The following is a 24,287-nucleotide window of genomic DNA, read 5'->3' as shown; positions in this document are numbered from 1 at the left end:
CTCGGCGTTACTGTCCGGGTGCCGGTCGGTGCTTGTACGGCCCGTACCCCGTGTCTGTTGCGGAGGCGGGCTGCATGGACCAGAGGGTGGGGGAGAGCACGGATGGCGCCGGTTGGGACGGCGACTCCGGGGCCGTACTGAAGACGGTCGGTCGGCAGATCAAGGCGTGGCGGGAGCGGGCCGGTCTGAAGCAGGGCGAGTTGGGCGCGGCGATCGGGTACAGCGAGGAGCAGGTGTCGTCCGTGGAGCGGGGGCGGCGGGTGCCGAGCCCTGAGTTCCTGGACAAGGCGGACGAGGTTCTGGGGGCGGGCGGGATCATCTCCGCGATGAAGCGGGACGTGGAGGAGGCGCGGTATCCGAAGAAGGTTCGGGATCTGGCGAAGCTGGAGGGGGAGGCTGTTGAGCTGGGGGCTTACAGCAACCACAACGTGCATGGGTTGCTGCAGACAGAGGAGTACACGCGGGCGCTGTACCGGATGAGGCGTCCCCTACTGTCGGAGGAGTCGATCGAGCGCCAGGTGGCAGCGCGCATGTCCCGCCAGGAGATCTTCGGGAAGCAGCCTGCGCCAATCTTCAGTTTCGTGCAGGAAGAGGTGACGCTGCGCCGCCCACTCGGAGGCACAATGGTCCAGCGACGACAGCTTGAACAGCTGCTGGAGCTAGGACAGTTGCGGAACGTAGAGTTTCAGGTAATGCCGACAGACCGGGATGATCACGCGGGCATGGGGGGCCAGCTTCAGCTGTTGAAGCTCAAGTCGGGCACCACGGTGGGGCATGTAGAGGTACAGCGCTTCAATCGACTGATCTCAGCACCACCCGAGGTACAGGTCCTGGAGATCCAGTATGGGATCATCCGCGCGCAGGCCCTCACCCCTCGTGAGTCGTTGGCCTTCATCGAAAAACTGCTGGGAGAGACATGACTATCAAGCCCTCTGCCGGGAACGACACCGCGCTGACCTGGACTAAGAGCAGCTACAGCAGCAATGAAGGGCCCGAGTGCGTCGAGGTCGCGGCTACCCCCAGCACCGTCCATGTCCGGGATTCGAAGGACGGTGAGGCGGCGCAGCTCGCGTTCATGCCCGGTCCGTGGACCGACTTCCTGGCGTACGCGACCAAGCGCTGATCCGCTTCAACATCCCGCGTGCCGCCATCGGTTGATCCCAAGTGCTGGTCGCGAGCCACAAGCCGGTCAGAACAAGGCATCGGGTTGCGCGAACAGCCCGTCCTGGAAGGTGTCTTCGGCTTCGGCCTGCCGCTTCTTGCCCGCCGGGGACGCCGCCTTCTTGGCCTTGGGGGTGTGCAGCCCAGCCTTGACTTCCTCGGCATAGCGGGCGTTGTTCAACTCCAGCAGCCGGTCCAGGATTTCAGTCTGAACGGCGGGCAGGATGGTGTAACGAGTGCCTTGCCGGGTCTCGTGGAAGCCGTGGCCGAGGTCGAGGTCTGTCCAGCCGTACGCTTCGGCGACCGCTTGATCGACTTCGGCGATGGTCGCGCGGATGCGGGCAATATCGGCTACCTGCTTACTTGGATCGTGCACCTCGCTGTAGAGCTTGGTGAGACCGACTTCTCGTGCGGTCATCGCATCACGGCGCACGCGCTCCAGACGGACTCCGACTTCTTCCAAGGCATCATTGAGTTCTGGTTGCGGAAACGTCTCGAAGCAACCAGACGGCGTGTACTGCAAGTCAGCCTTCAGCGTCGATGAGTACTTCCAAGCCCACAGGACATGAATAGTCGAACTCAGAAGAGCCAATTTCGCCGGCCTGTCGGAGGCGAACACGACCAACTTCTCGTTCAAAACCTGCTTGGCAGACACCAAAGCGGGTGCAACGGTGCTGCTAACCCGGGCAATCGCAACCACACGCTCCAACCCCTTGATCGCCTCAAGCATCTCGGGACGACGCCTCCAATGCTGCCACCACCTAAGGCTCTTTTCCTTTCCATTCGCAGCCTTTTCGCGGGCTGGCTTCACCTCTCGCTCTACGATCGCAAACAGATCCGGGTATTCACGCGCACGCCCCTCAGACCAGTCATGGAAATCAATTACCCAGCGACCTGCAGAGAAATCATGTCGCGAATTCAGATCCTCACCATTGAGATAAGGGAACAATGCATCTGCATTTCTCGGGTCCCTCTCGATCAGCGCTTCAGCCTCCTCCGACCCGAGAACGAACCCCTTTCCGAGCACAATTACCCCTTGGAATGATTGTGCGATATTTGCAGCCAGCGTGTGCGGCCTGCCACTTACCCTGGACACAGGGTCCAGCGCTGACGTGATGCCATGAACATCACGTCCATCCAAAGTTAGGATTTCACGCCCATCCGTACGCCCCAACCACAGCAGTGAAACCTCAAGCGCTGCCGTGCCCGGCCAAGGTTGAGATTTGATGGCACGATAAACAGTCCAGCCAGCATCCGTCGCTTGATCAAGCCCTACCTCCCGAGTCTGATTCTGGGCAATCGAATTCGTAGCGATGATGCCCGTGCGTTTCCCGGGGGCAAGACTCAGATTTCTGAGCAGGAAGTACGAACAGAGGTCAGCGTTACCTCGCACTCCGCTACCGATCCGATTGACTAGATACTCTCGATAGTCGTTGCCAAGGTAGGTCGTCAGCTTCTTGCCCCCACTGAACGGCGGATTCCCCACCACAACATCAAACCCAACCGCTCCCCCCACCCCCATAATCTCCGGAAACTCCAACGGCCAATGCAACGGCCGCACCGCAGCAGCCCGCTCCCCCTTCAGCCACCCATCGACAATCGCCCGAGCCTCGACCCCGGCCGTCGAAGAGCCGACCACATCGCCGTCCTCCTCCAGGGCCCGCGCCACCAGCCCCGCAACCCCCGCCAGCCGATTCTCGTAAGCCGTGGCCTTCGCGTCCTCCTTCCCCGCCCGGAAGGAAGCCCGGTTGCCCCCGACATTCCGCTCGCCGCTCAGATCTTCGGCCTCGGCGTCATCGATACCCTCGGCCGCAAGCGCCGCCCCCACCACCGCGTCAGCAGCCAGCCGAAGACGCTCGGCCAACGACTCGGCCTCCTTCAGCTTGTCCGCCTTGGCCCGCGCGTCGCGAATGTCGAGCACCGGCATCGCCTCGATCTCGCGCCGCAGTTCGGCGGCGCGCGACAGCAGCGTCTCCGTCACGTCGAGCGCCCGCCCCACCTCGTCCGAGATCTGCCGCGCCTCGGAATCAAGGCTGAACGCCTTGATCTGCTCGATGTCGATGGTCCCTACCAGCGAGTCCCCGCACCGCAGCGCATGGTCGAGGAACGAGAAGGGCCGCCCCTTCGCCAGCGTCACGAGCCACAGAGAGAGCTTCGCCAGTTCGACGGCCATGGCATCCCGGTCGACGCCGTACAGACACCGGTCGGCCACCAACCGCCGCGCCACACGGAGCAGTTCGTCATGGTCGTCGTCGGCGACATACTTCCGCACGTCATCCGGAAGCCCGTCCCGCTCCCACGCTTCGACCACCCGGTCCGCGAGATAACGGCACGCGGAAACCAGGAACGCCCCCGACCCCATCGCGGGGTCGAGTACCTTCAACTTCAGCAGCTCGTCAGCCGACTTGGCACGCCACACCCCGTCCGCCGGCACACCCTCCGCAGGCCCCGGCGAGTAGCACAGCGGCGCAAGCGTGTGCTCGACGACCTCCTCCGCCAGGTTCTTCGGCGTGTAGTGCGTGCCGGTGTTGCGACGGTCACCGGAGCGGACCATGACGACCGAACCGGCGGGGAACACCATCGGCTGCCCGCGCAGATCCGACCGTACGAGACCGAAGAACGGCGCGACCCGCTGCGCCAGCGCCTCGTCGTTGTCGCAGGCCGCGTCCAGGTCCGCCATCGCGGCGAGGTCGGGCTCAGTGGCCAGCGCCTTCTGGATCTGCTTCGGAGTCGCGCCGCTCGCTTCCTTCAGCTCCCGCTCCAGGACCCCGGCGCCCTCCTCCCGCCACGCCTCCAGGCTCGGCAGCGGCAAGACGGCCTCGTATTTGCCAGTGAGGCCTACGTACGGCCGGTCGGCGCGTACGCATCCGTACTCCAGCAGACCTTCGTAGACGTGGCCGATCTGCTCGACGTCGAGGCCCTTGTACGACAGTGCCTCGCGCCCCTTCCCGGGGCGGCGCAGGGTGAGGAGCGCGTCGAGGATCTCGTACACCACCCGGTCGGTGACCTTCGCGTCGGCGAGCCACGGGAAGCGGGCCGGGTCGAACAGGGAGCCGCCGTACGCCGGGATCCACAGGTCGGGATGGGTGGAGCCGGCGTGCAGCGCGGCGAAGACCGCGAGCAGGCGCGGCCACGCGGCCTTGCGGCGGTCACCGATCTCGCCGCCGTGCAGGGACTGGTCGGTCTGCAGCAGATCGTGCATGGGGGAGACGGCGTACGAGTCCGAGTAGAGGGAGTCCTCGGCGGGCAACAGCCGCTGTTCCTCGGCGTAGAGGAGGAAGACCAGGCGCATCATCACCGTCAGCGCGGCCTCGTACACGCTCTTCTCCGGTACGGCGCCCAGGAGTTCGCCGCCCGACTCGCGGTCGAGGCGGGACACCTCGGCTACGAGCAGGGCGACGGCGTCGCGGACCTGACGGCCGAGGGTGTCGGTGACCTCGGACTGCCGGTTCGCCGTGCGGGCGAAGAGCGCGGCGAGGCTGGTGGTGTCCTTGCCCTCCTTGTCGAGGGGCGGGAGCGCGGCCCGGCGGGCGTGCAGGAGGGTCGCGAACGACCTTAGGAGGAGGGGTTCTTCGAGCCACAGGTCGGCGTCGAAGACGGCGACGGTCTCGGCCTCCTTGGGGCGCGCGTGGACCAGCGCCCACTCACGGCCGTTGGTGACCAGGGCGAGCGGTACCCCGCGCCAGCGGCACAGGTCGGCCGCGCGGGCGGTGAGCGCGGGGCTGTTCTTGCGGGCCCGGGTGATCGGCTCGCCCCAGTCGGCGCGATAAAGAAGGACGCGTGGCTGTGGGCCGTCGGGACCTCCAGGGCCGAGAAGCACCGCGTCAGGGGTGTTCTCGCCAGCCCGGAGCGCCTCCGGGATCGCGGCGCCCTCACGCAGGCCGGGCGTCCAGCCGAGGAGTTCGCCGGTGATCAGTTGCTGCCAGGCGGGGCCGAGGAGGGCGGGGTCCTCCTGGACCTCCGCCCAGGCCTGGCGGATACGGGCACGCTGCTCGGTCTCGACGGTGTCCAGTCCCTGGGGCAGTACCTCGGTGAGGACCGGCAGGGCGATGAACGGGCCGTCGGGGCGCAGGAGTTGGAGCCACTCCTCGTGCTGCTGGGCAGGCGTCTGCTGTGCGGCCTTCGGCGGGAACTTGCGGGCGGCGGGCGGCATCAGCGGTGGTCTCCACGAGCGAGGGCGGACGGGACGAGGAAGGTGACCGACACGGGGAACCAGCGGGGGGTGGGGTCGGACCAGCGGGCCCGCAGGGCGGCGGTCTCGGACGCGACGAGGTCGGGGATGTCGGCCAGGCGCTCCTGGAGGGCCTCGTGGTCGGCGCGCAGTTGCTGCCGCTCGTCGTCGATCTCGAAGAGGTTGCCCTGCTGCCAGTGCGCGGCGTCGCCGAGGCGTTCCCGGATGGACCGTTCCAGTTCGGCGAGGACCTTGGTGATGCCGTCGACCTCTTCCTCGCAGCGCTTGGCGAGCAGCGTCTCCAAGCTGCGGAAACGGGTGTTCGCGCGGGCCCGCAGGGCGCGGGCGAGGCGCTCGTCGAGGTCCGGCCACAGTTGGGTGAGACGGTCGAGGAGCGCGGGGGCCGGGAGGTCGTCGTGGGCGGCGGCCAGCCAGGTTTCGAGTTCGTCCTGGCGGGCGGTCTCCAGGCGGCCCTCGGTGATGAGGCCGCCGGCGATGATGATCTCCTCGTGGAGGCGGGCGCCACCGCTGCCGGAGATGACGACCCGGCCGTGTGCGACCACGGCGGGTGTGCGCAGCAGATCGCCGGGGACGGTCTTCGCAGTGACGCGGGTCAGCTTGGCGGCCGTACGGTCGGGCTCGGCCCCCGTGCCGCCGGACCAGAGTTCGGCGCGCAGCAGGCGCAGGCACATCTGGACGAGGCGATGACCGAGGTGGAGCAGGACGACGTCGGTGCGACCCGCGGCCTCGTCGGGGTCGAAGACGACCGGGCGCTCAGCGCGCGTCAACGGGTGCCGCAGGCCCTCGTTGCGGGCGTGGGCCCAGGCACCGGGGAGCTCCGGCAGGCGGAAGCAGCGGGCGCGGCGGCCCTCGGTGCGCTGCGGGTCCGGGTCGGGGACCTCCGTCAGATCCTTGCGGTGGGCGAGCTGGAGTCCCGTACGGACGACGCGTTCGAGCGTGTCCGGGCCGAGGCCGAGGGCCTCGCGGCTGCCGGACAGCTCGGCCACGAGTTTCTCAAGGTCGCGGGCGAGGTCGCGCTCGACCTTGAGGACGGCCTTGCCTGCCCGCTTGCGGATCTCCGCGTCGGCGGTGGTCCAGTCGGAGCGGCGGCCCAGCATCTTCTGCTCGACCTGCGCGGCGATCACCTCGCCCGCGCTGCCGAGGTCCTCGCGGATGTTCTCTGTCTTGCGTGCGGCGACGGCGAGGAAGTGGAGCTCGTCCTCAAGGGTGCCGTCGGCGTGGGCGGACTCGGGGTCGCGGCCTGCGGGGGCCTCGCGCCAGCCTTCGGGGACGAAGTGGAAGACGTCGACTTGGTCGGCTTTCTGGCCGTGCCGGTCGACGCGGCCGTTGCGCTGTTCCAGGCGGTTGGGGTTCCACGGGATCTCCCAGTGGAGCAGGCGGTGGCAGTGCGCTTGGAGGTTGATGCCCTCGCTGGCCGCGTCGGTGGCCAGCAGAATGCGGACAGGGGCGAGCGCCGGGTCCTCCTGGAAGACCGTCTTGATGTGCTCGCGCTCCTTCTCGTCCTGGCCGCCGTAGAGCTGGGCGATACGGTCGGCGGGGTAGCCGGCCCGGACGAGACGGTCGAAGAGCCAGCGCTGGGTGTCGCGGTACTCGGTGAAAACGATGACGCGCTCCCGCCCCCACTCACCCTTCGGCCCTTCGGGGCCGGGGCAGACGACGGGGTCGAGCCAGGCACGGAAGGCCTCGAACTTGGCGTCCGGACGGTCCTTCGCCAGCTGCGACCACGTCTTGAGCTCGCCGAGAAGGGACTCCTCCTCGGTGGTGAGCGATCGGGTGATGTCGCGGACGGCGGTCAGCGCCTCGGTCGCCGCCTCGGCGTGCTCCTCGTCGCTCTCGGCGGTCTCGTCCACGCGCGCGATCAGGGGTTTCAGAACCTTCTCGCCCGCCTTGCGCACGGCCGCGTCCATGCCACGCTCCGGCCCCTGCCTCGCCGGTCCCTTGCGCATCGTCTCCAGGTGGACGGCGATGGTCTCGGCGAACGCTTTCGGCGAGGACAGGAATCGCTTCTTCAACAGCGTCGTGACGAAGTCCGCGGCTGTGCGGTCGGCGGCGCCGTCCCCGCCCTCTCGGCGGGAGCGGGCGTAGGCGGCGAGCTTCGCGTACGCATCGCGCGTCTCCCTCCCGTACGACACCTCAAGGGCGTGTGGCACGCGGCGCGGGAAACGGGGCTTGCCGTCCCAGCCCGGCGGCAGCTCGGATTTCAGCCGACGCACCATGACCCGCTTGAGCTGCTCCTGGGAGGGGCGTACTCCGCGGGCGAAGCGGTGGTCGTCGAGGAGTTCGAGGAGCGCCGTGAACGACTCCAGGTAGCCGTTGTGCGGGGTCGCGGAGAGGAAGAGACGGTGTTCGCAGTGCGGGGCAAGAGCGCGGATCGCTGTGGTGCGTCGTGAGTCCACCGCGTACTTGCCGGTGCCTGAGGGGGCACAGGTGTGGACCTCGTCGACGACCAGCAGGTCGAAGGCGCGCGGATACTCGGGGATCGGAGGCAGGATCTCGCGCAGCATCCGCATGGGGCGCTCACGCTTGAGCCAGTCGACGGAAACGATCAGTCGCGGGTAGTGCGTCCACGGATTGGTGTAGAGGCCCCGGGCCCGGCGCAGCTCTCGGAGCATCCGGGTGTCTACGATGCGGAAATCGAGGCCGAACTTGTCACGCATCTCGTCGCGCCACTGGAGCGTCAGACCGGCGGGACAGACGATCAGCATGGTGCGGGCCCGGTGCCGGAGCATCAGCTCCTGCATGACCAGACCAGCCTCGATGGTCTTGCCGAGACCGACGTCGTCGGCGATGAGGAGATTTGTACGCGGCATCGACAGGGCGCGTACAACAGGATCGAGCTGGTAGTCCTGGATCTCGATGCCGGAGCGGAACGGGGCTTGGAGGGCGGTGCGGTCGGCCGAGGCGATCGCACCCCAGCGGACGGCGTCGAGGAAGGCGTCGAGGCGCGTCGGTTCGTCGTATCCGGCGACCGGGGACGGCAGCGCATGCTGGTCGTAGACGACCGCCTGCTGCTCCAGCTCCCAGATGACGCGCAGTTCCTCGTCGCGGGCGTCGTCCTCAATGGAGACCAGCCGTACGAGGTGGGAGGCCGAAGCGCCGGTGGAACGGGCAGGGTCCTCGCTGGTCACAGAGGAACGGGTCACGTCGGAGACGACCCAGCGGCGGTTGCGCACGGTCACGAGCTGTCCATGACCAGGGACGGGAGAGCCGGTCCGCGAATCGCCCCCGCCTCCGGATGTGATCGCCACTGCTGTGCCCGCACTCACGTCCGACACCAATACACCCCGGTCTCACCGCGCGGCGCACACAATGCCCCGCGTCCCAGCACAACTGGGGCAAGTTTACGACCGGAGAACCACCCCGGGTCCGCGTAGGAAACAGCTTCTGTGCCCACCGCACGGACTACAGGAGATCGATCGTTGCGTGGGGCACGATCGGCACATCACCCAGCTGTGATTGGGGCCCGCGGCCGACGACCACGGACCCCAATCACAGCGGAGCAGGACTGACGCCGACCAAGCGCCTACAGCACCGGCAGGTTCTTGCGCAGCTCGAACGCGGTGACCTCGGAGCGGTACTCCTCCCACTCCTGCTTCTTGTTGCGCAGGAAGAAGTCGAAGACGTGCTCGCCCAGGGTCTCGGCGACCAGGTCGCTGCGCTGCATCAGCGTCAGGGCCTCGCCGAGGTTCTGCGGGAGGGGTTCGATGCCCATCGCGCGGCGTTCCGCGTCGGAGAGGGCCCAGACGTCGTCCTCGGCGCCCGGGGGGAGTTCGTAGCCCTCTTCGATGCCCTTGAGGCCGGAGGCGAGGAGGAGGGCGTAGGCCAGGTACGGGTTCGCGCCCGAGTCGATGGAGCGGACCTCGACGCGCGCCGAGCCCGTCTTGCCGGGCTTGTACATCGGGACGCGGACCAGCGCGCTGCGGTTGTTGTGGCCCCAGCAGATGTACGAGGGGGCCTCGCCGCCGGCGCCCGCCGTGCGCTCGGAGCCGCCCCAGATGCGCTTGTAGGAGTTCACCCACTGGTTGGTGACCGCGGAGATCTCGGCGGCGTGCTTCAGCAGGCCCGCGATGAAGGAGCGGCCGACCTTGGAGAGCTGGAACTCCGCGCCCGACTCGTAGAACGCGTTGCGGTCGCCCTCGAAGAGGGACAGGTGCGTGTGCATGCCCGAGCCGGGGTGCTCGGAGAACGGCTTGGGCATGAACGTCGCCTGCACGCCCTGCTCCAGCGCCACCTGCTTCATGACCAGCCGGAACGTCATGATGTTGTCGGCCGTGGAGAGCGCGTCCGCGTAGCGCAGGTCGATCTCCTGCTGGCCCGGCGCGCCCTCGTGGTGCGAGAACTCGACCGAGATGCCCATCGACTCCAGCATGGTGATCGCCTGGCGGCGGAAGTCCATGCCGATGTTCTGCGGGGTGTGGTCGAAGTAGCCCGAGTTGTCGGCGGGGGTGGGGCGTGAGCCGTCCAGCGGGCGGTCCTTCAGGAGGAAGAACTCGATCTCCGGGTGGGTGTAGAAGGTGAAGCCCAGGTCCGAGGTGCGGGCCAGGGCACGCTTCAGCACGTAGCGCGGGTCCGCGAAGGACGGGGAGCCGTCCGGCATCAGGATGTCGCAGAACATCCGGGCCGTGCCGGGGGCCTCGGCGCGCCACGGCAGCACCTGGAACGTGGACGGGTCCGGCTTGGCGATCATGTCGGACTCGTAGACCCGGGCGAAGCCCTCGATCGCGGAGCCGTCGAAGCCGATGCCCTCGTCGAAGGCCTGTTCCAGCTCCGCCGGGGCCACGGCGACGGACTTGAGGAAGCCCAGCACGTCCGTGAACCACAGGCGTACGAACCGGATGTCGCGCTCCTCCAAGGTCCGGAGCACGAACTCCTGCTGCTTGTCCATCTTCCGCTTCCCCATCCTTGCTGGTCAGGCCGCCTGCTCCTGGTCCCACAGGAAGGCGGTCGGGCACCTGAGCATCACACCACAACAGCATTTCATGCGCGTTGCGGACCTTGATCGCACCGGCGTCCTCGGCCTGAACGGCTCCCATACGGCAGGTGTACTTCCCTACCGCCCATCTTGCGCCCATCTTGCCTGCTCGCGCCGACATCCGTAATGGCCGATCCGGTTCCGGGGTGACCGACACCACGGCTCTTAAATTTGAATCTCAGATGCAAGTTTTAATAGCGTGGACATCAGCCGAGCCGTTCGGTCGAGCCACAAGGAGCCCCGATGCTGTCCGAGTCGTCCGCAGTCACCGTCCGCGCCAGCCTCCCCGCCGTCGGCGCGGCCATCGGCGAGATCACCGAGCGTTTCTACGCCCGGCTCTTCGCCGCCCACCCCGAGCTGCTGCAGAACCTCTTCAACCGCGCCAACCAGGCCGCCGGCACCCAGCGGCAGGCCCTCGCCGGCTCCATCGCCGCGTTCGCCGCGCGCCTGCTGGACCACCCGGACCAGCGGCCCGACGCGATGCTCGGGCGTATCGCCCACAAGCACGCCTCCCTCGGGGTCGCCCCCGAGCAGTACGACGTCGTCCACGAGCACCTCTTCGCCGCCATCGTCGAGGTGCTCGGCGAGGCGGTCACCCCCGAGGTCGCGGCGGCCTGGGACGAGGTCTACTGGCTGATGGCGAACGCGCTCATCGCGATCGAGAAGCGGCTGTACGAGGAGAGCGGCGAGCCCGGTCTGCGGCCCTGGGAGGTCGTCGAGCGGATCGTGGAGACCGCCGACGTCGTGACCTTCCGGGTGCGGCCGGTGGACGGCGGGGCGGCGGTGCGCGGCTTCCGCGCCGGCCAGTACGTCTCCGTGGGCGTCACGCTCCCCGACGGCGCCCGCCAGATACGCCAGTACAGCCTCTCCGGAGCGCCGGGCGAGTCGGTCCGCCAGTTCAGCGTCAAGCGGGTGCCCGGCGGCCCCGACGGCACGACGCCGGACGGCGAGGTCTCCCACCACCTCCACGCGCGCGTGCGCGAAGGTGACGTCCTGGAGCTGTCCGAGCCGTACGGCGACCTCGTCATCGAGGACAGCGACGACCGCCCTCTCCTGCTCGCCTCCGCCGGCATCGGCGTGACCCCCATGGTCGCGATGCTGGCCGCGCTCGCGGCCGACGGTCACGAGGCCCCGGTGACGGTCCTGCACGGCGACCGCTCCCCCGCGGACCACGCCCTGCGCGCGGACCACGACACCTACACCGCGAAGCTCCCGGACGCCGCCGTCCACCTCTTCTACGAGCGCGACGCCGAGCCCGGCACCCGCACCGGCCTGGTGGATCTCACCGGCATCGAGGTCACGCCCGGCACGCGCGCGTACCTGTGCGGCCCGCTCCCCTTCATGCGCGCGGTCCGCACCCAGCTGATCGACAAGGGCGTGGCCCCGGCCGACATCCACTACGAGGTGTTCGGCCCGGACCTGTGGCTGGCAGCGGCCTGAGCTTCAGCGCCCCGCCAGGGGCGCGGGGCTGTGTCTGATATGCGGCTACCGCCGCGTGGGCGCGACCAGCCCCCACGGCGCCGCACCCGCCAGACGGCAGACCGCGGCACCCCCATGGGCGCTAGACCAACCCCGGCCGCCTGGAAATACCGAGCAGCAACGGCCCCGTAGGCTCCGCCACCATGTCCGCCACCGTCACCGGGTCCAGCGCAGCGAAGAACGCCTCCTGGGCCCGGCGCAGCGCCCCGCGCAGCCGGCACGCGGAGTTGAGCGGACAGGGGGTGACGTTGGTTGCCGTACCGTCGCAGTCGACGACGTCGCCGTCGCCCTCGAACCTCCGGACCAGCGCGCCCACCGAGGCCGTACGCCCCTTCTCGGTCAGCGCGAGCCCGCCGCCGCGGCCGCGCCTCGCGTCGACCAGCCCCAGGTGCTGCAGTTCGGCCACCACCTTCGCGGCGTGCGTGTACGGCACGTCCATGTCCGCCGCGACCTCGCGGGTCGTCGGGGTGGACCCGCCCGCGACGGCGAGCCGCATCAGGAGACGCAGAGCCAGGTCGGTGGAGCGCAACAGCCTCATGACGGCCAGCGTAGGTAATGCGCATCCCTGATTCAAATTATCGTTTTCCTGTCGATTCGCAGGCCTTTCCAGCTCTTTCCTGTGCCCGCCCTACGACTGACCCCATCTCCCCCATTACGATCAGCGAGCCCCACCGTCCACGTCCCTTTCCCCCAGAAGGACACGCCCCATGGGTTCCGCGAAGAACAAGGCCGCCAGCGCCGAGCGCAAGGCGCGCATAGAGCAGATGCGGCGTGCGGAGCAGGCCCGCGAGCGCCGCAACCGGATCCTCACCATCGCCGCGAGCACGGTGGTGGTGGCCGGTCTGATCGTCGGCGGTGTGGTGCTGGTCAACTCCCAGTCGGACAAGAGCGACAGTTCGAGCGACGCGAAGGGCAGCTCCGGGGACTCCGGGCACTTCACCACCGGCAGCGACGGTGTGCGGACCTGGACGGGCAAGCTCTCCCGCACCCATGTCACGGGGACGGTGAGCTACCCGATGCACCCGCCGGTCGGCGGCAACCACAACCCGGTGTGGCTCAACTGCAACGGCAACGTCTACACCAAGGCCGTGAAGGACGAGAACGCCGTGCACGCGCTCGAGCACGGCGCGGTCTGGGTGACGTACACCGACAAGGCGGCGAAGTCCGACGTGGACAAGCTGGCGGCGAAGGTGAAGCAGACGCCGTACTCGCTGATGAGCCCGTACACGAACCAGACCTCCCCGATCGAGCTGTCGGCGTGGGGGCACCAGCTGAGCGTGACGAGCGCCGACGACCCGAAGGTCGCGAAGTTCTTCGAGACGTATGTGCAGGGCAAGCAGACCCCGGAGCCGGGTGCCTCGTGCACCGGCGGGACGATGTGACGTGATCTGACGTGAAGAAGCACATCGGCTGGATCGCCGGAACCACGGCCGCGGTGCTCGTCGCGGCCGGCGCGATCACCTACGCGGTCGCCGAGGACGGCAGTGGCAGCGGCGGCCTGAGCATCCCGAGCGCCGAGGGTGCGGACGCGGGCTTCGCGCGCGACATGGCGGTCCACCACCAGCAGGCCGTGGAGATGTCGTACATCGTCCGCGACCGTACGACGAACACGGACGTACGGCGGCTCGCCTACGACATCGCGCAGACGCAGGCCAACCAGCGCGGCATGCTGCTGGGCTGGCTGGATCTGTGGGACCTGCCGAAGGTGTCGGCGAAGCCGCCGATGTCCTGGATGGGCATGGGCGACATGCCCGAGCGCGGGGACGGTTCGCTGATGCCGGGCATGGCGACCGACACGGAGCTGAAGAAGCTGGGGACCCTGAACGGCAAGCAGGCGGAGATCTTCTATCTGCAGCTGATGACGGACCACCACAAGGGCGGCATCCACATGGCCGAGGGATGTGTGGCCAAGTGCACCGTCGAGGTGGAGAAGAACCTCGCCCAGGGCATGGTGGACGCACAGCAGTCGGAGCTGACGACGATGAAGCAGATGCTGAAGGAGCGGGGCGCGAAGCCGCGCGACTGAGCGCCGGGCCGGGCGGCCCAACTCGCCTTCACCCAGGGGGATTTGTCGACTTAACGGCACCGCAAGGGCTTACCGGCAATCGCAATGAAGTCGTAACGTTCCATGCGCCGCCGATAACCAGCCAAATACCCCTAAGCAACCCCCACTTGGTGCTTCCTTGGGACTTTCATTCCCCTGGCATGAACAGTTCACCGAAAGAGTGACGTCCACCGCGTGATCGATTCACGGGCCGTTCCGCCGCCGGCCTCCCGGTGATCACGCACGACCGACCACTCCATGCGACGAACCGCATAGCAGGGGGCAGTATGAGATCGAACCGTGCCAAGGTGCGGGCCAGCGTGAGCATGGCAGCGACACTGCCGATGATCGCCGGCGCGCTAGCGCTCGGCATACCCGCGGCGCACGCCGCGGACAACCCGGCCCGTGACGCCCTGGCGGGCACCAAGCCCGCCTGGGCCACGGCCAAGGCGGACAAGGGCGCCACCTCGAACAGCGCCCAGGTCAAGGCCCGGGTCTACCTGGCCGGCCAGGACGCCAAGGGCCTCGCGGCCTACGCGAAGGCGGTGTCCGACCCCAGCTCGCCGCTGTACGGCAAGTACCTGAACGCCAAGCAGGTGCAGGCCCGCTTCGGTGCCACCAAGGCCCAGGTGAAGGCCGTCAGGTCCTGGCTGACCGCGTCCGGCCTGACGGTCACCGAGGTCACCTCGCACTACATCGCCGTCTCCGGTGCCGTGTCCGCCGTCGAGCAGGCCTTCGGCACCCAGCTGCACAACTACGCCAAGGGCTCCAAGACGTACCACGCCCCGGCGAAGACCGCGTCGGTGCCGGCCTCCGTCAGCGCCGCCGTCCTGACCGTCACCGGCCTGGACAACGCGCCGCACAAGGCGACCCACGACGACACGCTGCCGCCTCCGGCGACCGTGTTCAAGAACTCCGGGCCGTTCTCCTCGTACTACGGCTCGAACATCGCGACCACGCTGCCGGACGCGTACGGCACGAAGATCCCGTACGCGATCGAGGGCTACACCGGAAAGCAGCTGCGCGCCGCCTACGGCGCCGGCAAGTACACCGGCAAGCACGTCCGCGTCGCGATCACCGACGCGTTCGCCTCGCCGACCATCGCCTACGACGCCGGCACCTACGCCAAGGCGCACGGCGACGCCGCGTGGAAGACGAGCCAGCTGCACCAGGTGCTGCCCGCGAACTACACCAACACCGGCGCCGACGAGTGCGACGCCTCCGGCTGGTACGGCGAGGAGACCCTGGACGTCGAGGCCGTGCACGCGGTCGCGCCGGACGCCGACGTCACCTACGTGGGCGCCGCGTCCTGCATGGACAACGACCTCCTCGACGCGCTCAGCAAGGTCGTCGACAACCACCTGGCCGACATCGTCTCCAACTCCTGGGGCGACATCGAGGCCAACGAGACCCCGGACGTCGCCGCCGCCTACGACCAGGTGTTCCAGCTGGGCGCGGTGCAGGGCATCGGCTTCTACTTCTCCTCCGGCGACAACGGTGACGAGGTCGCCAACACCGGTACGAAGCAGGTCGACACCCCGGCCAACTCGGCGTGGGTGACCGCGGTCGGCGGTACGTCGCTGGCCGTCGGCAAGGGCGACAAGTACCTGTGGGAGACCGGCTGGGGCACCGAGAAGGCCTCGCTGTCGGCCGACGGCAAGAGCTGGACCAACTTCCCCGGCGCGTTCACCTCGGGCGCGGGCGGCGGCACCAGCAAGACGGTCAACGAGCCGTACTACCAGAAGGGTGTCGTCCCGGACTCGCTCGCCAAGGCCAACAGCGCCTCCGGCAACCGCGTGGTCCCGGACATCTCGGCGATCGCCGACCCCAACACGGGCTTCAAGGTCGGCCAGACCCAGACCCAGGCGGACGGCACCGAGGCGTACAGCGAGTACCGCATCGGCGGCACGTCGCTGGCGGCGCCGGTGATCGCCGCGGTCCAGGCCCTGGCCCAGGAGGCGCGCGGCGGCAAGGCGATCGGCTTCGCCAACCCGCTGATCTACTCCAAGTACGGCACGAAGGCCTACCACGACGTCACGGACAACCCCACGGGCTCCGGCCTCGCGGAGGCCCGTGTCGACTTCGCCAACGGCTACGACGCCACCAACGGCCTGCTGACCTCGGTCCGCAGCCTCGGCAAGGACAGCTCCCTGTCCGCGGTGAAGGGCTACGACGACGTCACCGGCGTGGGCACGCCGGCGGGCGGCTACCTGGAGTCGTACCGCGGCAACAAGCGCTGACGCGCTGAACCGCTGATCCGCTGAACGGAGGGGCGTGAGGTCCGAGCGACCTCACGCCCCTTCGCGTTGCGGTCAGGCGGAGTGCAGGGGCTCCGCGGTCTCCGGGACGTGCGAGGCGATGACCCGCTCGCGGACCGGCACCGGCACCGCCCGGCGCCGGTCCACCGCGAACGCCACGCTCGCGACGCCCAGGCCGAGGATCGCGAGGGCCGCGCCGGCCAGTGCCGGGGAGGTGACGCCGAAGCCCGCCGCGAGGGCCACGCCGCCGATCCAGGCGCCGCCCGCGTTGGCGAGGTTGAAGGCCGCCTGGTTGGCGGAGGAGGCCAGGGAGGGGCCCGCGGCGGCCCGCTCCATGACCATCAGCTGGAGGGGGGAGCCGGTGATGAACGCGGCCACTCCCAGCAGCACAACCGCGACAGCCGCGCTCCACTCCGCTCGCATCAGGACCGGGAACAGGAGCAGGACCGCGACCATCGACGCCAGGCCGCCGAAGAGCGTGCCGCGCATCGCGTGGTCGGCGAGGCGGCCGCCGACCAGGTTGCCGATCGTGGCGCCGACGCCGAACAGGGCGAGAAGGAGCGTCACGTTCCCCTCCCCGTAGCCGGCGGACCGCGTCAGCATCGGTGTGATGTAGCTGTACGCGGAGAAGAGGGCGCCGAAGCCGACCACCGTGGTGGCAAGGGCCAGCCAGACCGGGAGGGAGCGCAGCGCGGTGAGTTCGCCGCGCAGGCCGGTCGTGGGGGCGGGGGTGTGCGCGGGGCGGATGAGGAGGAACACCGCGGCCATGGCCGCCACGCCGATCAGGCTGACGCCGAGGAAGGTCGCCCGCCAGCCGAGGTGCTGGCCCATGAGCGTGGCCACGGGAACGCCCGCGATGTTGGCGATGGTCAGGCCCATGAACATCAGGGAGACGGAGCGGGCCTTGCGCTCCGGCGCCACCAGGTTGGTGGCGACGACCGCGCCCACGCCGAAGAACGCGCCGTGCGGGAGGCCGCTCAGGAAGCGGGCGGCCAGGAGGGAGTCGTAGCCGGGGGCCAGGGCCGAGAGCGCGTTGCCCGCGACGAACAGGGCCATCAGGGAGACGAGGACCGTGCGGCGGGGCATGCGCGCGGTGAGCGCGGCCAGCAGCGGGGCGCCGATGACGACGCCCAGCGCGTACGCCGAGACCAGGTGGCCGGCGGCGGGGATCGAGATGTGCAGGTCGTCGGCGACGTCGGGCAGCAGCCCCATCATCACGAATTCGGTGGTGCCGAGACCAAAAGCGCCGACGGCCAGTGCGAGCAGGGCCAGGGGCATGAAGGGCTTTGCCTTTCGGGGAGCAGGGTTCCGTGCGTTCTAAGTTCAGCTACGGAACAAAGTGTCCCAGCCCAAGTATTCCGACAGGTTACGGCGCGGTGTCCGATTGTCCTGGCATGGGGAACAATGCTGCGCCGACCAGGGGTTTTTACGAACCCGATGTGGTCAGGTTCACACGTGCGGCGATCGGGAGGTGGTCGCTGCCGGTCTTCGGCAGGGTCCAGGAACTCTCCGGCTCCACGCCCTTGACCATGATCTGGTCGATCCGGGCCATCGGGAACGAGGCCGGCCAGCTGAACCCGAAGCCGCTGCCCGCCGCGCCCTGCGTGGAGCGCATCTGCGAGGTGACGGCGTTGAGGGAGCGGTCGTTCATCGTGCCGTTGAGGTCGCCGAGGAGGATCACCCGGGGCAGGGTCTCGTCGGCGATGGCCTCGCCGAGCGCGTCCGCGCTGGTGTCCCGCTGCCGGGCCGTGAACCCGGCGTTCAGCTTCACCCGGACCGAGGGGAGGTGGGCGACGTAGACGGCGAGGGGGCCGTCCGGTGTGGCGACCGTGGCGCGCATCGCGCGCGTCCAGCCCAGTTTGATGTCGACGGCCTTCACCCCGGTGAGGCGGTACTTGCTCCACAGGCCGACGGTGCCCTCGACCGCGTGGTACTTGTACGTCGACGCCAACGCTTTCTCGTACGTCGGTACGGCCGTCGCCTTCAGCTCCTCCAGGGCCACCACCTCGGCGCCGGACGCGGCGAGCTTCGCGGCCGTACCGGTCGGGTCGGGGTTCTCGGCGTTCACGTTGTGCGTGGCGACCATGAGGTCGCCGCCGGTGCCGGACTTGTCGGTGAGCAGTCCGCCGAACAGGTTCAGCCAGACGATCGCCGGGAGCACCACGGCGATGAGCGCGGTCGCCGACTTGCGCAGGACGCCGATCAGCAGCAGCACCGGGATCAGCAGGCCCAGCCAGGGCAGGAACGTCTCGGTGAGACTGCCCAGGTTGCCGATCCGGTTGGGGATGCGGGAGTGCAGCAGCATCACCCCGGCGAGGAGCAGCGCCACCACCGCGGTGACGACGCCCCGGCGCCAGATGCGGGGATCGTCGCGCCAGCCGGACAGCAAGCGGTTCACCAGGCGTCGGAACCGGTCTCCCCGGCGCTCGGGTCCCGAGCCTCCGTTGTCCGTCTCCGTCATGTACGCCTGCTGCGCCATACCGCCTGCCTCACAACCTGCCGTGCACACCGTCGTCCCCCGGTGTACGACCCTAGGGGATGATGGGCTCCGATCCCGCCGTCACATGACGGCCGTACGCAAGACGATGACGAACAAGCCGATGGCGGGGGTTCCGGTTACCGGCGGGTCGGCGCGCACTGTGACGAAACGCGCACACTCCCGGCCTACGGCTCGGGCGACTCGGGCGAGCTGACGGGGCGTAGACCGTCCAGCACCGAATCGACGATCTGTTCGGCCAGGCCCTCGGGGAGTTCCGCCTCGGGGCGCAGGATGGCCCTGAGCAGCATCGGGCCGGTGAACATGTCGTTGGCCACGTCCAGGTCGATGTCGGCGCGGAGTTCGCCGTTCTGCTGGCCGCGGCGCAGCACCTCCATGCCGAGCGCGCGCCGGGGGTTGACCACGTTGGCGTGATAGGCCTTCCAGATCCGGGGGCTGCTCTTCATCTGGGCGTAGACGTTGTGCAGGATCGCCGACGAACGGTTCATCAGACCGCGCTGCCGCAGCGACTCCAGCAGGACGACGAGGTCGTCGCGCATGGAGGTGCCGGGGAGTTCGGGGTCCGGGGGCTCGGCGGCGCGCATGACGTCGACGAACAGCTCGTCCTTGCCGTTCCAGCGGCGGTAGATGGTGGCCTTGCCGACGCCGGCCGTCCGGGCGATCCGCTCGATGGACAGCTCGGCGAGCGGTACGCCGTCCTCCAGGAGCTTCATCACCCCTTCGAGAATGGCGTGTTCCACCGCCTCGCTGCGGGGGCGGCCCCGGGCGGGACCCTGGCTCCGCGGTCGGCTGTCGGCAAGCGTCACGTCGTACCGTCCTCTCACTGGCTGCGGGAATTCTCCCGCAGCCGCCGCCTCACCCCGTAGTGGCCACTCGGTCGTTCACCCGGCCGTCAGCCCGGTTGTTCTCTCGGAGGTTCACTCCCCCGCCGCGACCAGCTCCTGTTCCCGCTCGCCCTTCTGGCCGGCCGGCGGCCTGCCCGGCAGGAAGAGGGTCACGACGACGGCGCCGAGCAGCGCGACGCCGGCACCGCACAGGGCGGTCAGGTGCATGGCGTGCAGGAAGGCGTCGTTGGCGGGCGTGACCAGGGCCCTGCCCTGCGCCCCGAGCTTCCCGGCGACGCCCAGCGTGGCCTCGATGGACTCGCCGGCGGTCTCGCGCAGCCCGGGCGGCAGCGCGCCGAGCTTGCCCTCGATGCCGTTGCGGTACGACGCGGAGAGCACCGAGCCGAGGACGGCGATGCCGAGGGCGCCGCCGACCTGGCGGAAGGTGTTGCTGAGCGCGGAGGCGGAACCGGCCTTCTCGCGCGGCAGCGCCTGCATGATGACGACCGAGGTCGGCGTCATGATGTGCGCCATGCCGGTCCCCATCAGGAAGAAGACGATCTCGAGGATCCAGATGGGCGTGTCGGCCTCGAAGGTGGCGAAGGCACCCAGGGTGAGGGCCATCAGCACCAGGCCGCCCGCGGTGGTGGCCTTGTTGCCGATCCGCTCCACCACGAGGCGGGCCCGCGGCGCGAAGATCATCTGCGCGGCGGCCAGCGGGAGCAGCAGCAGACCGGACTGCAGCGGCGAGTAGCCGCGCACGCTCTGGGTGTAGAAGACGGAGAAGAAGGTCACGCCCATCAGCGCGAAGAAGACCAGCGCGATGGCGGCCATGGCGGCCGAGAAGACCTTGTTCTTGAAGTAGCCGACGTCCAGGGACGGGTGGTCGCTGCGCGCTTCGAAGATCACGAAGGCGGCGAGTACGACGACGCCCGCGGCGATGGTGGCGAGCACCTTGGCGTCGGTGAAGTCGGCGAGTTCGCCGCCCTTGATGATGCCGTAGACGAGCAGGACGAGGCCGACGACGGACAGGACCACGCCGACGGGGTCGAGGCGGCCGGGCCGCGGGTCGCGCGAGTCCGGGACCAGCCACAGCATCAGCGCGAGCGCGGTGATCACGATCGGTACGTTGATGAGGAAGACCGAGCCCCACCAGAAGTGGTCGAGCAGCACACCGCCGGTGATCGGGCCGATGGCGATGGCGAGGCCGACACCGCCGGCCCAGATGCCGATGGCCTTGGGCTGTTCCTGGCGCTCGAAGACGTTCATCAGGACGGCGAGCGTGGCGGGCATCACGAAGGCGGCGCCGAGGGCCATCAGGGCGCGGTAGGCGATCAGCTGGTCCGCGGAGCCGGACTCCGCGGCCAGGGCCGAGCCGACGCCGAACACGACGAGTCCGCCGATCAGCACCTTCTTGCGGCCGAGCCGGTCGCCGACGAGACCGGAGGTGAACAGCAGGCCCGCGAAGACGAGGGTGTAGGCGTTGATCGCCCACTCCAGCTGGCTCTGCGTGGCGCCCAGGCCGGTGGGGGCCGGGGTGGAGATGGTCTTGATCGCGACATTCAGGATCGAGTTGTCGAGCACCACGATCAGCAGGCTGAGCATCAGTACGCCGAGGATCGCCCAGCGGCGCCGGTGTACCTCCTCGGGTATCCGGGGGCCGGGTGGAGCGTGGTCGGCAGGAGTTGTCATGGGTCGAGCCTAGGCCCATTTCAATACGGCACCGTCTCGTATCTGAATTCCTTTACCCAGGCCTTACGGAAGCGGGCCGCACGGTGCGCGGCCGTGCTCGATGGATCACATGGCGGTCCCCTGGCCGAGGACGGCACGAAGTGCCACCATGGAACCGGTCCGGGGACACCGTCAGGGTGCCTCGAGATGACTTGAAGGAGCCGTTGTCATGACGCAGCTTCCGGCTGCCCAGACTGTGCAGAACAGCCCCTCCGACGGCAGCGGCAGGACGCTGTACGGGGGGAAGGGCACCCGCCGCATCACGGTCCGCGACCTCGCCCTCGCCAAGGAACGCGGCGAGAAGTGGCCCATGCTCACCGCGTACGACGCGATGACCGCCTCCGTCTTCGACGAGGCCGGGATCCCGGTACTCCTGGTCGGCGACTCGGCGGGCAACTGCCACCTCGGGTACGAGTCGACGGTGCCCGTCACCCTGGACGAGATGACGATGCTGTCGGCGGCCGTGGTCCGCGGCACGCAGCGCGCCCTCGTCGTCGGCGACCTCCCCTTCGGCTCCTACCAGGAGGGCCCGGTGCAGGCGCTGCGCTCGGCGACCCGGCTGGTGAAGGAGGCGGGCGTCGGCGCGGTCAAGCTGGAGGGCGGCGAGCGGTCGCACGAACAGATCCGGCTGCTCGTCGAGTCCGGCATCCCGGTGATGGCGCACATCGGCCTGACCCCGCAGTCCGTCAACGCGATGGGCTACCGGGTGCAGGGCCGCGGCGAGGAGGCGGCCCAGCAGCTGCTGCGGGACGCCAAGTCGATCCAGGACGCGGGCGCGTTCGCGGTCGTCCTGGAGCTGGTCCCGGCGGAGCTGGCGGCCGAGGTGACCCGGGTGCTGCACATCCCGACGGTCGGCATCGGCGCGGGCCCCGAGACCGACGCGCAGGTCCTGGTCTGGACGGACATGCTGGGTCTGACCTCCGGCCGGGTCCCCAAGTTCGTGAAGAAGTACGCGGACCTGCGCGAGGTCATGGGCAACGCGGCGAGGGCGTACGCCGAGGACGTCGTGGGCGGGGCGTTCCCGTTGGAGGAGCACTCCGTGCACTGAGCGCGCCGCTTGGACGAGCCGCGATGGGCCGTCGTTCGGCTGACGGCTTCGTCGTGGCTGGTCGCGCAGTTCCCCGCGCCCCTAGCGGGGCGCTGTCCAGAGCCACTGCGGAAACACCGAGGCCGGTCCGCCGATCTTCCCCCGTCGGCGGGCCGGCTGCCGCTTTTCACGCCTGGATGTCACCGGGTTGTCGGCGGGTGTAGGCGGGCTGTCGGTGGTTTGTCGGCGGGGGCTGGCACGGTTCTTCCCATGACGCGAATCGACAACTACGCCGTGTCCGTTCGGGGGCTGGTGAAGCACTACGGCGACACCAAGGCGCTCGACGGAGTTGATCTGGACGTCCGTGAGGGCACCGTGATGGGGGTGCTCGGACCGAACGGGGCCGGCAAGACGACCCTCGTACGCATTCTGTCCACGCTGCTGAAGCCGGATGCGGGAGAAGCGACCGTCGCCGGGTACGACGTGCTCCGCCAGCCCCGCCAGCTGCGCCGGGTGATCGGGCTGACCGGGCAGTACGCCTCGGTCGACGAGAAGCTGCCCGGCTGGGAGAACCTGTACATGATCGGGCGGCTCCTTGACCTGCCGCGGAAGGACGCGCGGGCCCGGGCCGACCAACTGCTGGAGCGGTTCTCGCTGACCGACGCCGCCAAGCGCCCCGCAAGCACCTACTCCGGTGGTATGCGCCGGCGGCTCGACCTCGCCGCCTCGATGATCGGGCACCCCCAGGTGCTGTACCTGGACGAGCCCACCACCGGTCTCGACCCGCGCACCCGGAACGAGGTGTGGGCCGAGGTCAAGGCGATGGTCGGCGACGGGGTGACCGTGCTGCTGACCACCCAGTACATGGAGGAGGCCGAGCAGCTCGCCTCCGAGCTGACCGTCGTGGACCACGGGAAGGTCATCGCGAACGGCCGGGTGGAGGAGCTGAAGGCGAAGGTCGGGGGGCGGACGCTGCGCGTACGGCCGGTCGATCCGCTGGAGATGCGGCCGCTCGCCGTCATGATCGACGAGCTGGGGATCACCGGGCTCGCCTCCACCACCGTGGACACCGAGAGCGGCACCCTGCTGGTGCCGATCCTCAGCGACGAGCAGCTCACCGCCGTCGTCGGCGCGGTCACCGCGCGCGGTATCACCATCAGCTCCATCACCACCGAACTGCCCAGCCTGGACGAGGTGTTCCTGTCCCTCACCGGCCACCGTGCCGGTGACCCGCAGAAGGCCGCACCCGCCGATTCCCGCGAGGAGGTCGCCGTATGAGCGCCGTCGCCACCACCCCCGCCGCCGCCGACGCCCGGATCCCGCTGCGCGGGCATCTGCGGCACACCGGGGCCCTGATCCGCCGCAACCTGCTGTGGATCCGGCAGGACCCGGAGTCCATGTTCGACGCGCTGCTGATGCCGGTCGTCTTCACGCTGCTGTTCGTGTACGTCTTCGGCGGCTCGATCGGGCAGGCCCTGGGCGGCGGCCAGGACGGGTACGTCCAGTACGTCATCCCCGGCATGATCGCGATGATGAGCATGACGCTCTCGCAGGGTGTCGGCACCGGGTTCAGCCAGGACTTCAACTCCGGCGTGATGGACCGGTTCCGGTCGCTGCCGATCGGGCGCGGCTCGGTGCTGTTCGCGAAGATCTCGGTGGAACTGGTGCGGATGCTGTTCGCGACCGCCGTGCTCATGATCGTCGCCGTGCTGGTCGGGTTCCACATCACCCACTGGGCCGGGCTGTTCGCCGCCGTGGGCCTGTCCGCGGTGTTCGCCTCCTCGATCATGTGGGTGTTCCTCACCCTGGGCGTGATCCTGAAGAACGCGCAGTCCGTGCAGGCGATGGGGTTCCTGGTGCTGTTCCCGCTGCAGTTCGGCTCGTCGATCTTCGCGCCGACGAACTCGATGCCGGGCTGGCTGCAGTCCTTCACCGACTACAACCCGCTCTCCACGCTCGCCGACGCGGCGCGCGGACTGATGGTGGGCGGCCCGGTCGCACACGACCTGTGGGTGACGCTGGGCTGGTCGGTGGCGATCACCGCGGTGGCGGCGCCGTACGCGATCCACAAGTTCCGTACGAAGGCCTGACGTCGACGCCGC

General features: G+C 69.0%; 17 protein-coding genes. 9 read left to right on the top strand and 8 right to left on the bottom strand.

Annotated features, from left to right (window positions below; translation table 11 throughout):
• The first annotated feature begins 74 nt into the window (after positions 1-74).
• Positions 75-920 (top strand): helix-turn-helix transcriptional regulator, encoded by an 846-nt coding sequence (locus tag AB0D85_RS04990; protein WP_362313706.1) that lies wholly within the window; start codon positions 75-77, stop codon positions 918-920.
• Positions 917-1,123, top strand: coding sequence for a DUF397 domain-containing protein (locus tag AB0D85_RS04985; RefSeq protein ID WP_362313703.1), 207 nt, complete (start codon positions 917-919; stop codon positions 1,121-1,123). Before AB0D85_RS04990 ends, AB0D85_RS04985 begins: the two co-directional genes overlap by 4 nt.
• 66 nt (positions 1,124-1,189) lie before the next feature.
• Here AB0D85_RS04985 and AB0D85_RS04980 read toward each other — a convergent pair whose 3' ends face one another.
• The 3 genes from AB0D85_RS04980 to glnA all read right to left on the bottom strand — a co-directional run bounded on the left by AB0D85_RS04980 (position 1,190) and on the right by glnA (position 10,238).
• On the bottom strand, positions 1,190-5,314 hold the full coding sequence (locus tag AB0D85_RS04980) for a DNA methyltransferase (protein WP_362313700.1): 4,125 nt from the start codon (positions 5,312-5,314) through the stop codon (positions 1,190-1,192).
• Positions 5,314-8,601 (bottom strand): DISARM system SNF2-like helicase DrmD, encoded by a 3,288-nt coding sequence (drmD, locus tag AB0D85_RS04975; protein ID WP_362315159.1) that lies wholly within the window; start codon positions 8,599-8,601, stop codon positions 5,314-5,316. The genes AB0D85_RS04980 and drmD overlap by 1 nt, the downstream gene beginning before the upstream one ends.
• 275 nt (positions 8,602-8,876) lie before the next feature.
• Positions 8,877-10,238 (bottom strand): type I glutamate--ammonia ligase, encoded by a 1,362-nt coding sequence (glnA, locus tag AB0D85_RS04970; RefSeq protein ID WP_362313697.1) that lies wholly within the window; start codon positions 10,236-10,238, stop codon positions 8,877-8,879.
• 330 nt (positions 10,239-10,568) lie between these two features.
• On the opposite strand from glnA, the gene AB0D85_RS04965 reads away from it, so the two are divergent.
• Positions 10,569-11,765 carry a globin domain-containing protein gene (locus AB0D85_RS04965; RefSeq protein ID WP_362313694.1) on the top strand — a complete coding sequence of 399 codons (1,197 nt, stop codon included), beginning with the start codon at positions 10,569-10,571 and terminating at the stop codon, positions 11,763-11,765.
• A gap of 121 nt (positions 11,766-11,886) precedes the next feature.
• On the opposite strand, the gene AB0D85_RS04960 is transcribed toward AB0D85_RS04965, so the two are convergent.
• Positions 11,887-12,342: an Rrf2 family transcriptional regulator gene (locus AB0D85_RS04960; RefSeq protein ID WP_362313691.1), complete on the bottom strand. Its 456-nt coding sequence runs from the start codon at positions 12,340-12,342 to the stop codon at positions 11,887-11,889.
• 169 nt (positions 12,343-12,511) lie between these two features.
• Between AB0D85_RS04960 and AB0D85_RS04955 the strand changes: the two genes are divergently transcribed.
• The 3 genes from AB0D85_RS04955 to AB0D85_RS04945 all read left to right on the top strand — a co-directional run bounded on the left by AB0D85_RS04955 (position 12,512) and on the right by AB0D85_RS04945 (position 16,088).
• A complete protein-coding gene (locus tag AB0D85_RS04955; protein ID WP_362313688.1) occupies positions 12,512-13,186 on the top strand; it encodes a DUF3105 domain-containing protein in 675 nt (224 codons plus the stop codon).
• Positions 13,187-13,197: 11 nt separating this feature from the next.
• Positions 13,198-13,830 carry a DUF305 domain-containing protein gene (locus tag AB0D85_RS04950; RefSeq protein WP_362313685.1) on the top strand — a complete coding sequence of 211 codons (633 nt, stop codon included), beginning with the start codon at positions 13,198-13,200 and terminating at the stop codon, positions 13,828-13,830.
• A 344-nt stretch (positions 13,831-14,174) separates the two neighbouring features.
• Positions 14,175-16,088, top strand: a complete 1,914-nt coding sequence (locus AB0D85_RS04945) for a S53 family peptidase (RefSeq protein ID WP_362315157.1) — start codon at positions 14,175-14,177, stop codon at positions 16,086-16,088.
• A 72-nt stretch (positions 16,089-16,160) separates the two neighbouring features.
• Here the strand turns inward: AB0D85_RS04945 and AB0D85_RS04940 are convergent, their stop codons facing one another.
• The 4 genes from AB0D85_RS04940 to AB0D85_RS04925 all read right to left on the bottom strand — a co-directional run bounded on the left by AB0D85_RS04940 (position 16,161) and on the right by AB0D85_RS04925 (position 21,119).
• Positions 16,161-17,384, bottom strand: coding sequence for an MFS transporter (locus tag AB0D85_RS04940; RefSeq protein ID WP_362313682.1), 1,224 nt, complete (start codon positions 17,382-17,384; stop codon positions 16,161-16,163).
• A gap of 148 nt (positions 17,385-17,532) precedes the next feature.
• Complete coding sequence (locus AB0D85_RS04935; protein WP_362313678.1) at positions 17,533-18,585, bottom strand: endonuclease/exonuclease/phosphatase family protein; 1,053 nt, start codon at positions 18,583-18,585, stop codon at positions 17,533-17,535.
• 185 nt (positions 18,586-18,770) lie between these two features.
• Entirely contained in the window at positions 18,771-19,409 is a 639-nt protein-coding gene (locus tag AB0D85_RS04930; protein WP_362313675.1) for a TetR/AcrR family transcriptional regulator, read from the bottom strand.
• Between the two features lie 111 nt (positions 19,410-19,520).
• A complete protein-coding gene (locus AB0D85_RS04925) occupies positions 19,521-21,119 on the bottom strand; it encodes an MFS transporter (protein WP_362313672.1) in 1,599 nt (532 codons plus the stop codon).
• Positions 21,120-21,327: 208 nt separating this feature from the next.
• Between AB0D85_RS04925 and panB the strand changes: the two genes are divergently transcribed.
• The 3 genes from panB to AB0D85_RS04910 all read left to right on the top strand — a co-directional run bounded on the left by panB (position 21,328) and on the right by AB0D85_RS04910 (position 24,275).
• Complete coding sequence (gene panB / locus AB0D85_RS04920; protein WP_362313669.1) at positions 21,328-22,206, top strand: 3-methyl-2-oxobutanoate hydroxymethyltransferase; 879 nt, start codon at positions 21,328-21,330, stop codon at positions 22,204-22,206.
• A gap of 249 nt (positions 22,207-22,455) precedes the next feature.
• Positions 22,456-23,463, top strand: a complete 1,008-nt coding sequence (locus AB0D85_RS04915; protein WP_362313666.1) for an ATP-binding cassette domain-containing protein — start codon at positions 22,456-22,458, stop codon at positions 23,461-23,463.
• Positions 23,460-24,275, top strand: coding sequence for an ABC transporter permease (locus AB0D85_RS04910; RefSeq protein WP_362313663.1), 816 nt, complete (start codon positions 23,460-23,462; stop codon positions 24,273-24,275). Before AB0D85_RS04915 ends, AB0D85_RS04910 begins: the two co-directional genes overlap by 4 nt.
• Positions 24,276-24,287: the final 12 nt, after the last annotated feature.

This window comes from Streptomyces sp. NPDC048277 (assembly GCF_040652235.1).
Classification (GTDB): domain Bacteria; phylum Actinomycetota; class Actinomycetes; order Streptomycetales; family Streptomycetaceae; genus Streptomyces.
The sequence above is the reverse complement of the archived record's forward strand: the minus strand, read 5'-3'. Positions and strand labels throughout refer to the sequence as shown.

Bases quoted from the DNA above. Each gene is read 5' to 3' on its own strand.
- AB0D85_RS04990 (WP_362313706.1), top strand. From the start codon at position 75: ATGGACCAGAGGGTGGGGGAGAGCACGGATGGCGCCGGTTGGGACGGC.
- AB0D85_RS04985 (WP_362313703.1), top strand. From the start codon at position 917: ATGACTATCAAGCCCTCTGCCGGGAACGACACCGCGCTGACCTGGACT.
- AB0D85_RS04980 (WP_362313700.1), bottom strand. From the start codon at position 5,314: ATGCCGCCCGCCGCCCGCAAGTTCCCGCCGAAGGCCGCACAGCAGACG.
- glnA (WP_362313697.1), bottom strand. From the start codon at position 10,238: ATGGACAAGCAGCAGGAGTTCGTGCTCCGGACCTTGGAGGAGCGCGAC.
- AB0D85_RS04965 (WP_362313694.1), top strand. From the start codon at position 10,569: ATGCTGTCCGAGTCGTCCGCAGTCACCGTCCGCGCCAGCCTCCCCGCC.
- AB0D85_RS04960 (WP_362313691.1), bottom strand. From the start codon at position 12,342: ATGAGGCTGTTGCGCTCCACCGACCTGGCTCTGCGTCTCCTGATGCGG.
- AB0D85_RS04955 (WP_362313688.1), top strand. From the start codon at position 12,512: ATGGGTTCCGCGAAGAACAAGGCCGCCAGCGCCGAGCGCAAGGCGCGC.
- AB0D85_RS04945 (WP_362315157.1), top strand. From the start codon at position 14,175: ATGGCAGCGACACTGCCGATGATCGCCGGCGCGCTAGCGCTCGGCATA.
- AB0D85_RS04940 (WP_362313682.1), bottom strand. From the start codon at position 17,384: ATGCCCCTGGCCCTGCTCGCACTGGCCGTCGGCGCTTTTGGTCTCGGC.
- AB0D85_RS04935 (WP_362313678.1), bottom strand. From the start codon at position 18,585: ATGGCGCAGCAGGCGTACATGACGGAGACGGACAACGGAGGCTCGGGA.
- AB0D85_RS04925 (WP_362313672.1), bottom strand. From the start codon at position 21,119: ATGACAACTCCTGCCGACCACGCTCCACCCGGCCCCCGGATACCCGAG.
- panB (WP_362313669.1), top strand. From the start codon at position 21,328: ATGACGCAGCTTCCGGCTGCCCAGACTGTGCAGAACAGCCCCTCCGAC.
- AB0D85_RS04915 (WP_362313666.1), top strand. From the start codon at position 22,456: ATGACGCGAATCGACAACTACGCCGTGTCCGTTCGGGGGCTGGTGAAG.
- AB0D85_RS04910 (WP_362313663.1), top strand. From the start codon at position 23,460: ATGAGCGCCGTCGCCACCACCCCCGCCGCCGCCGACGCCCGGATCCCG.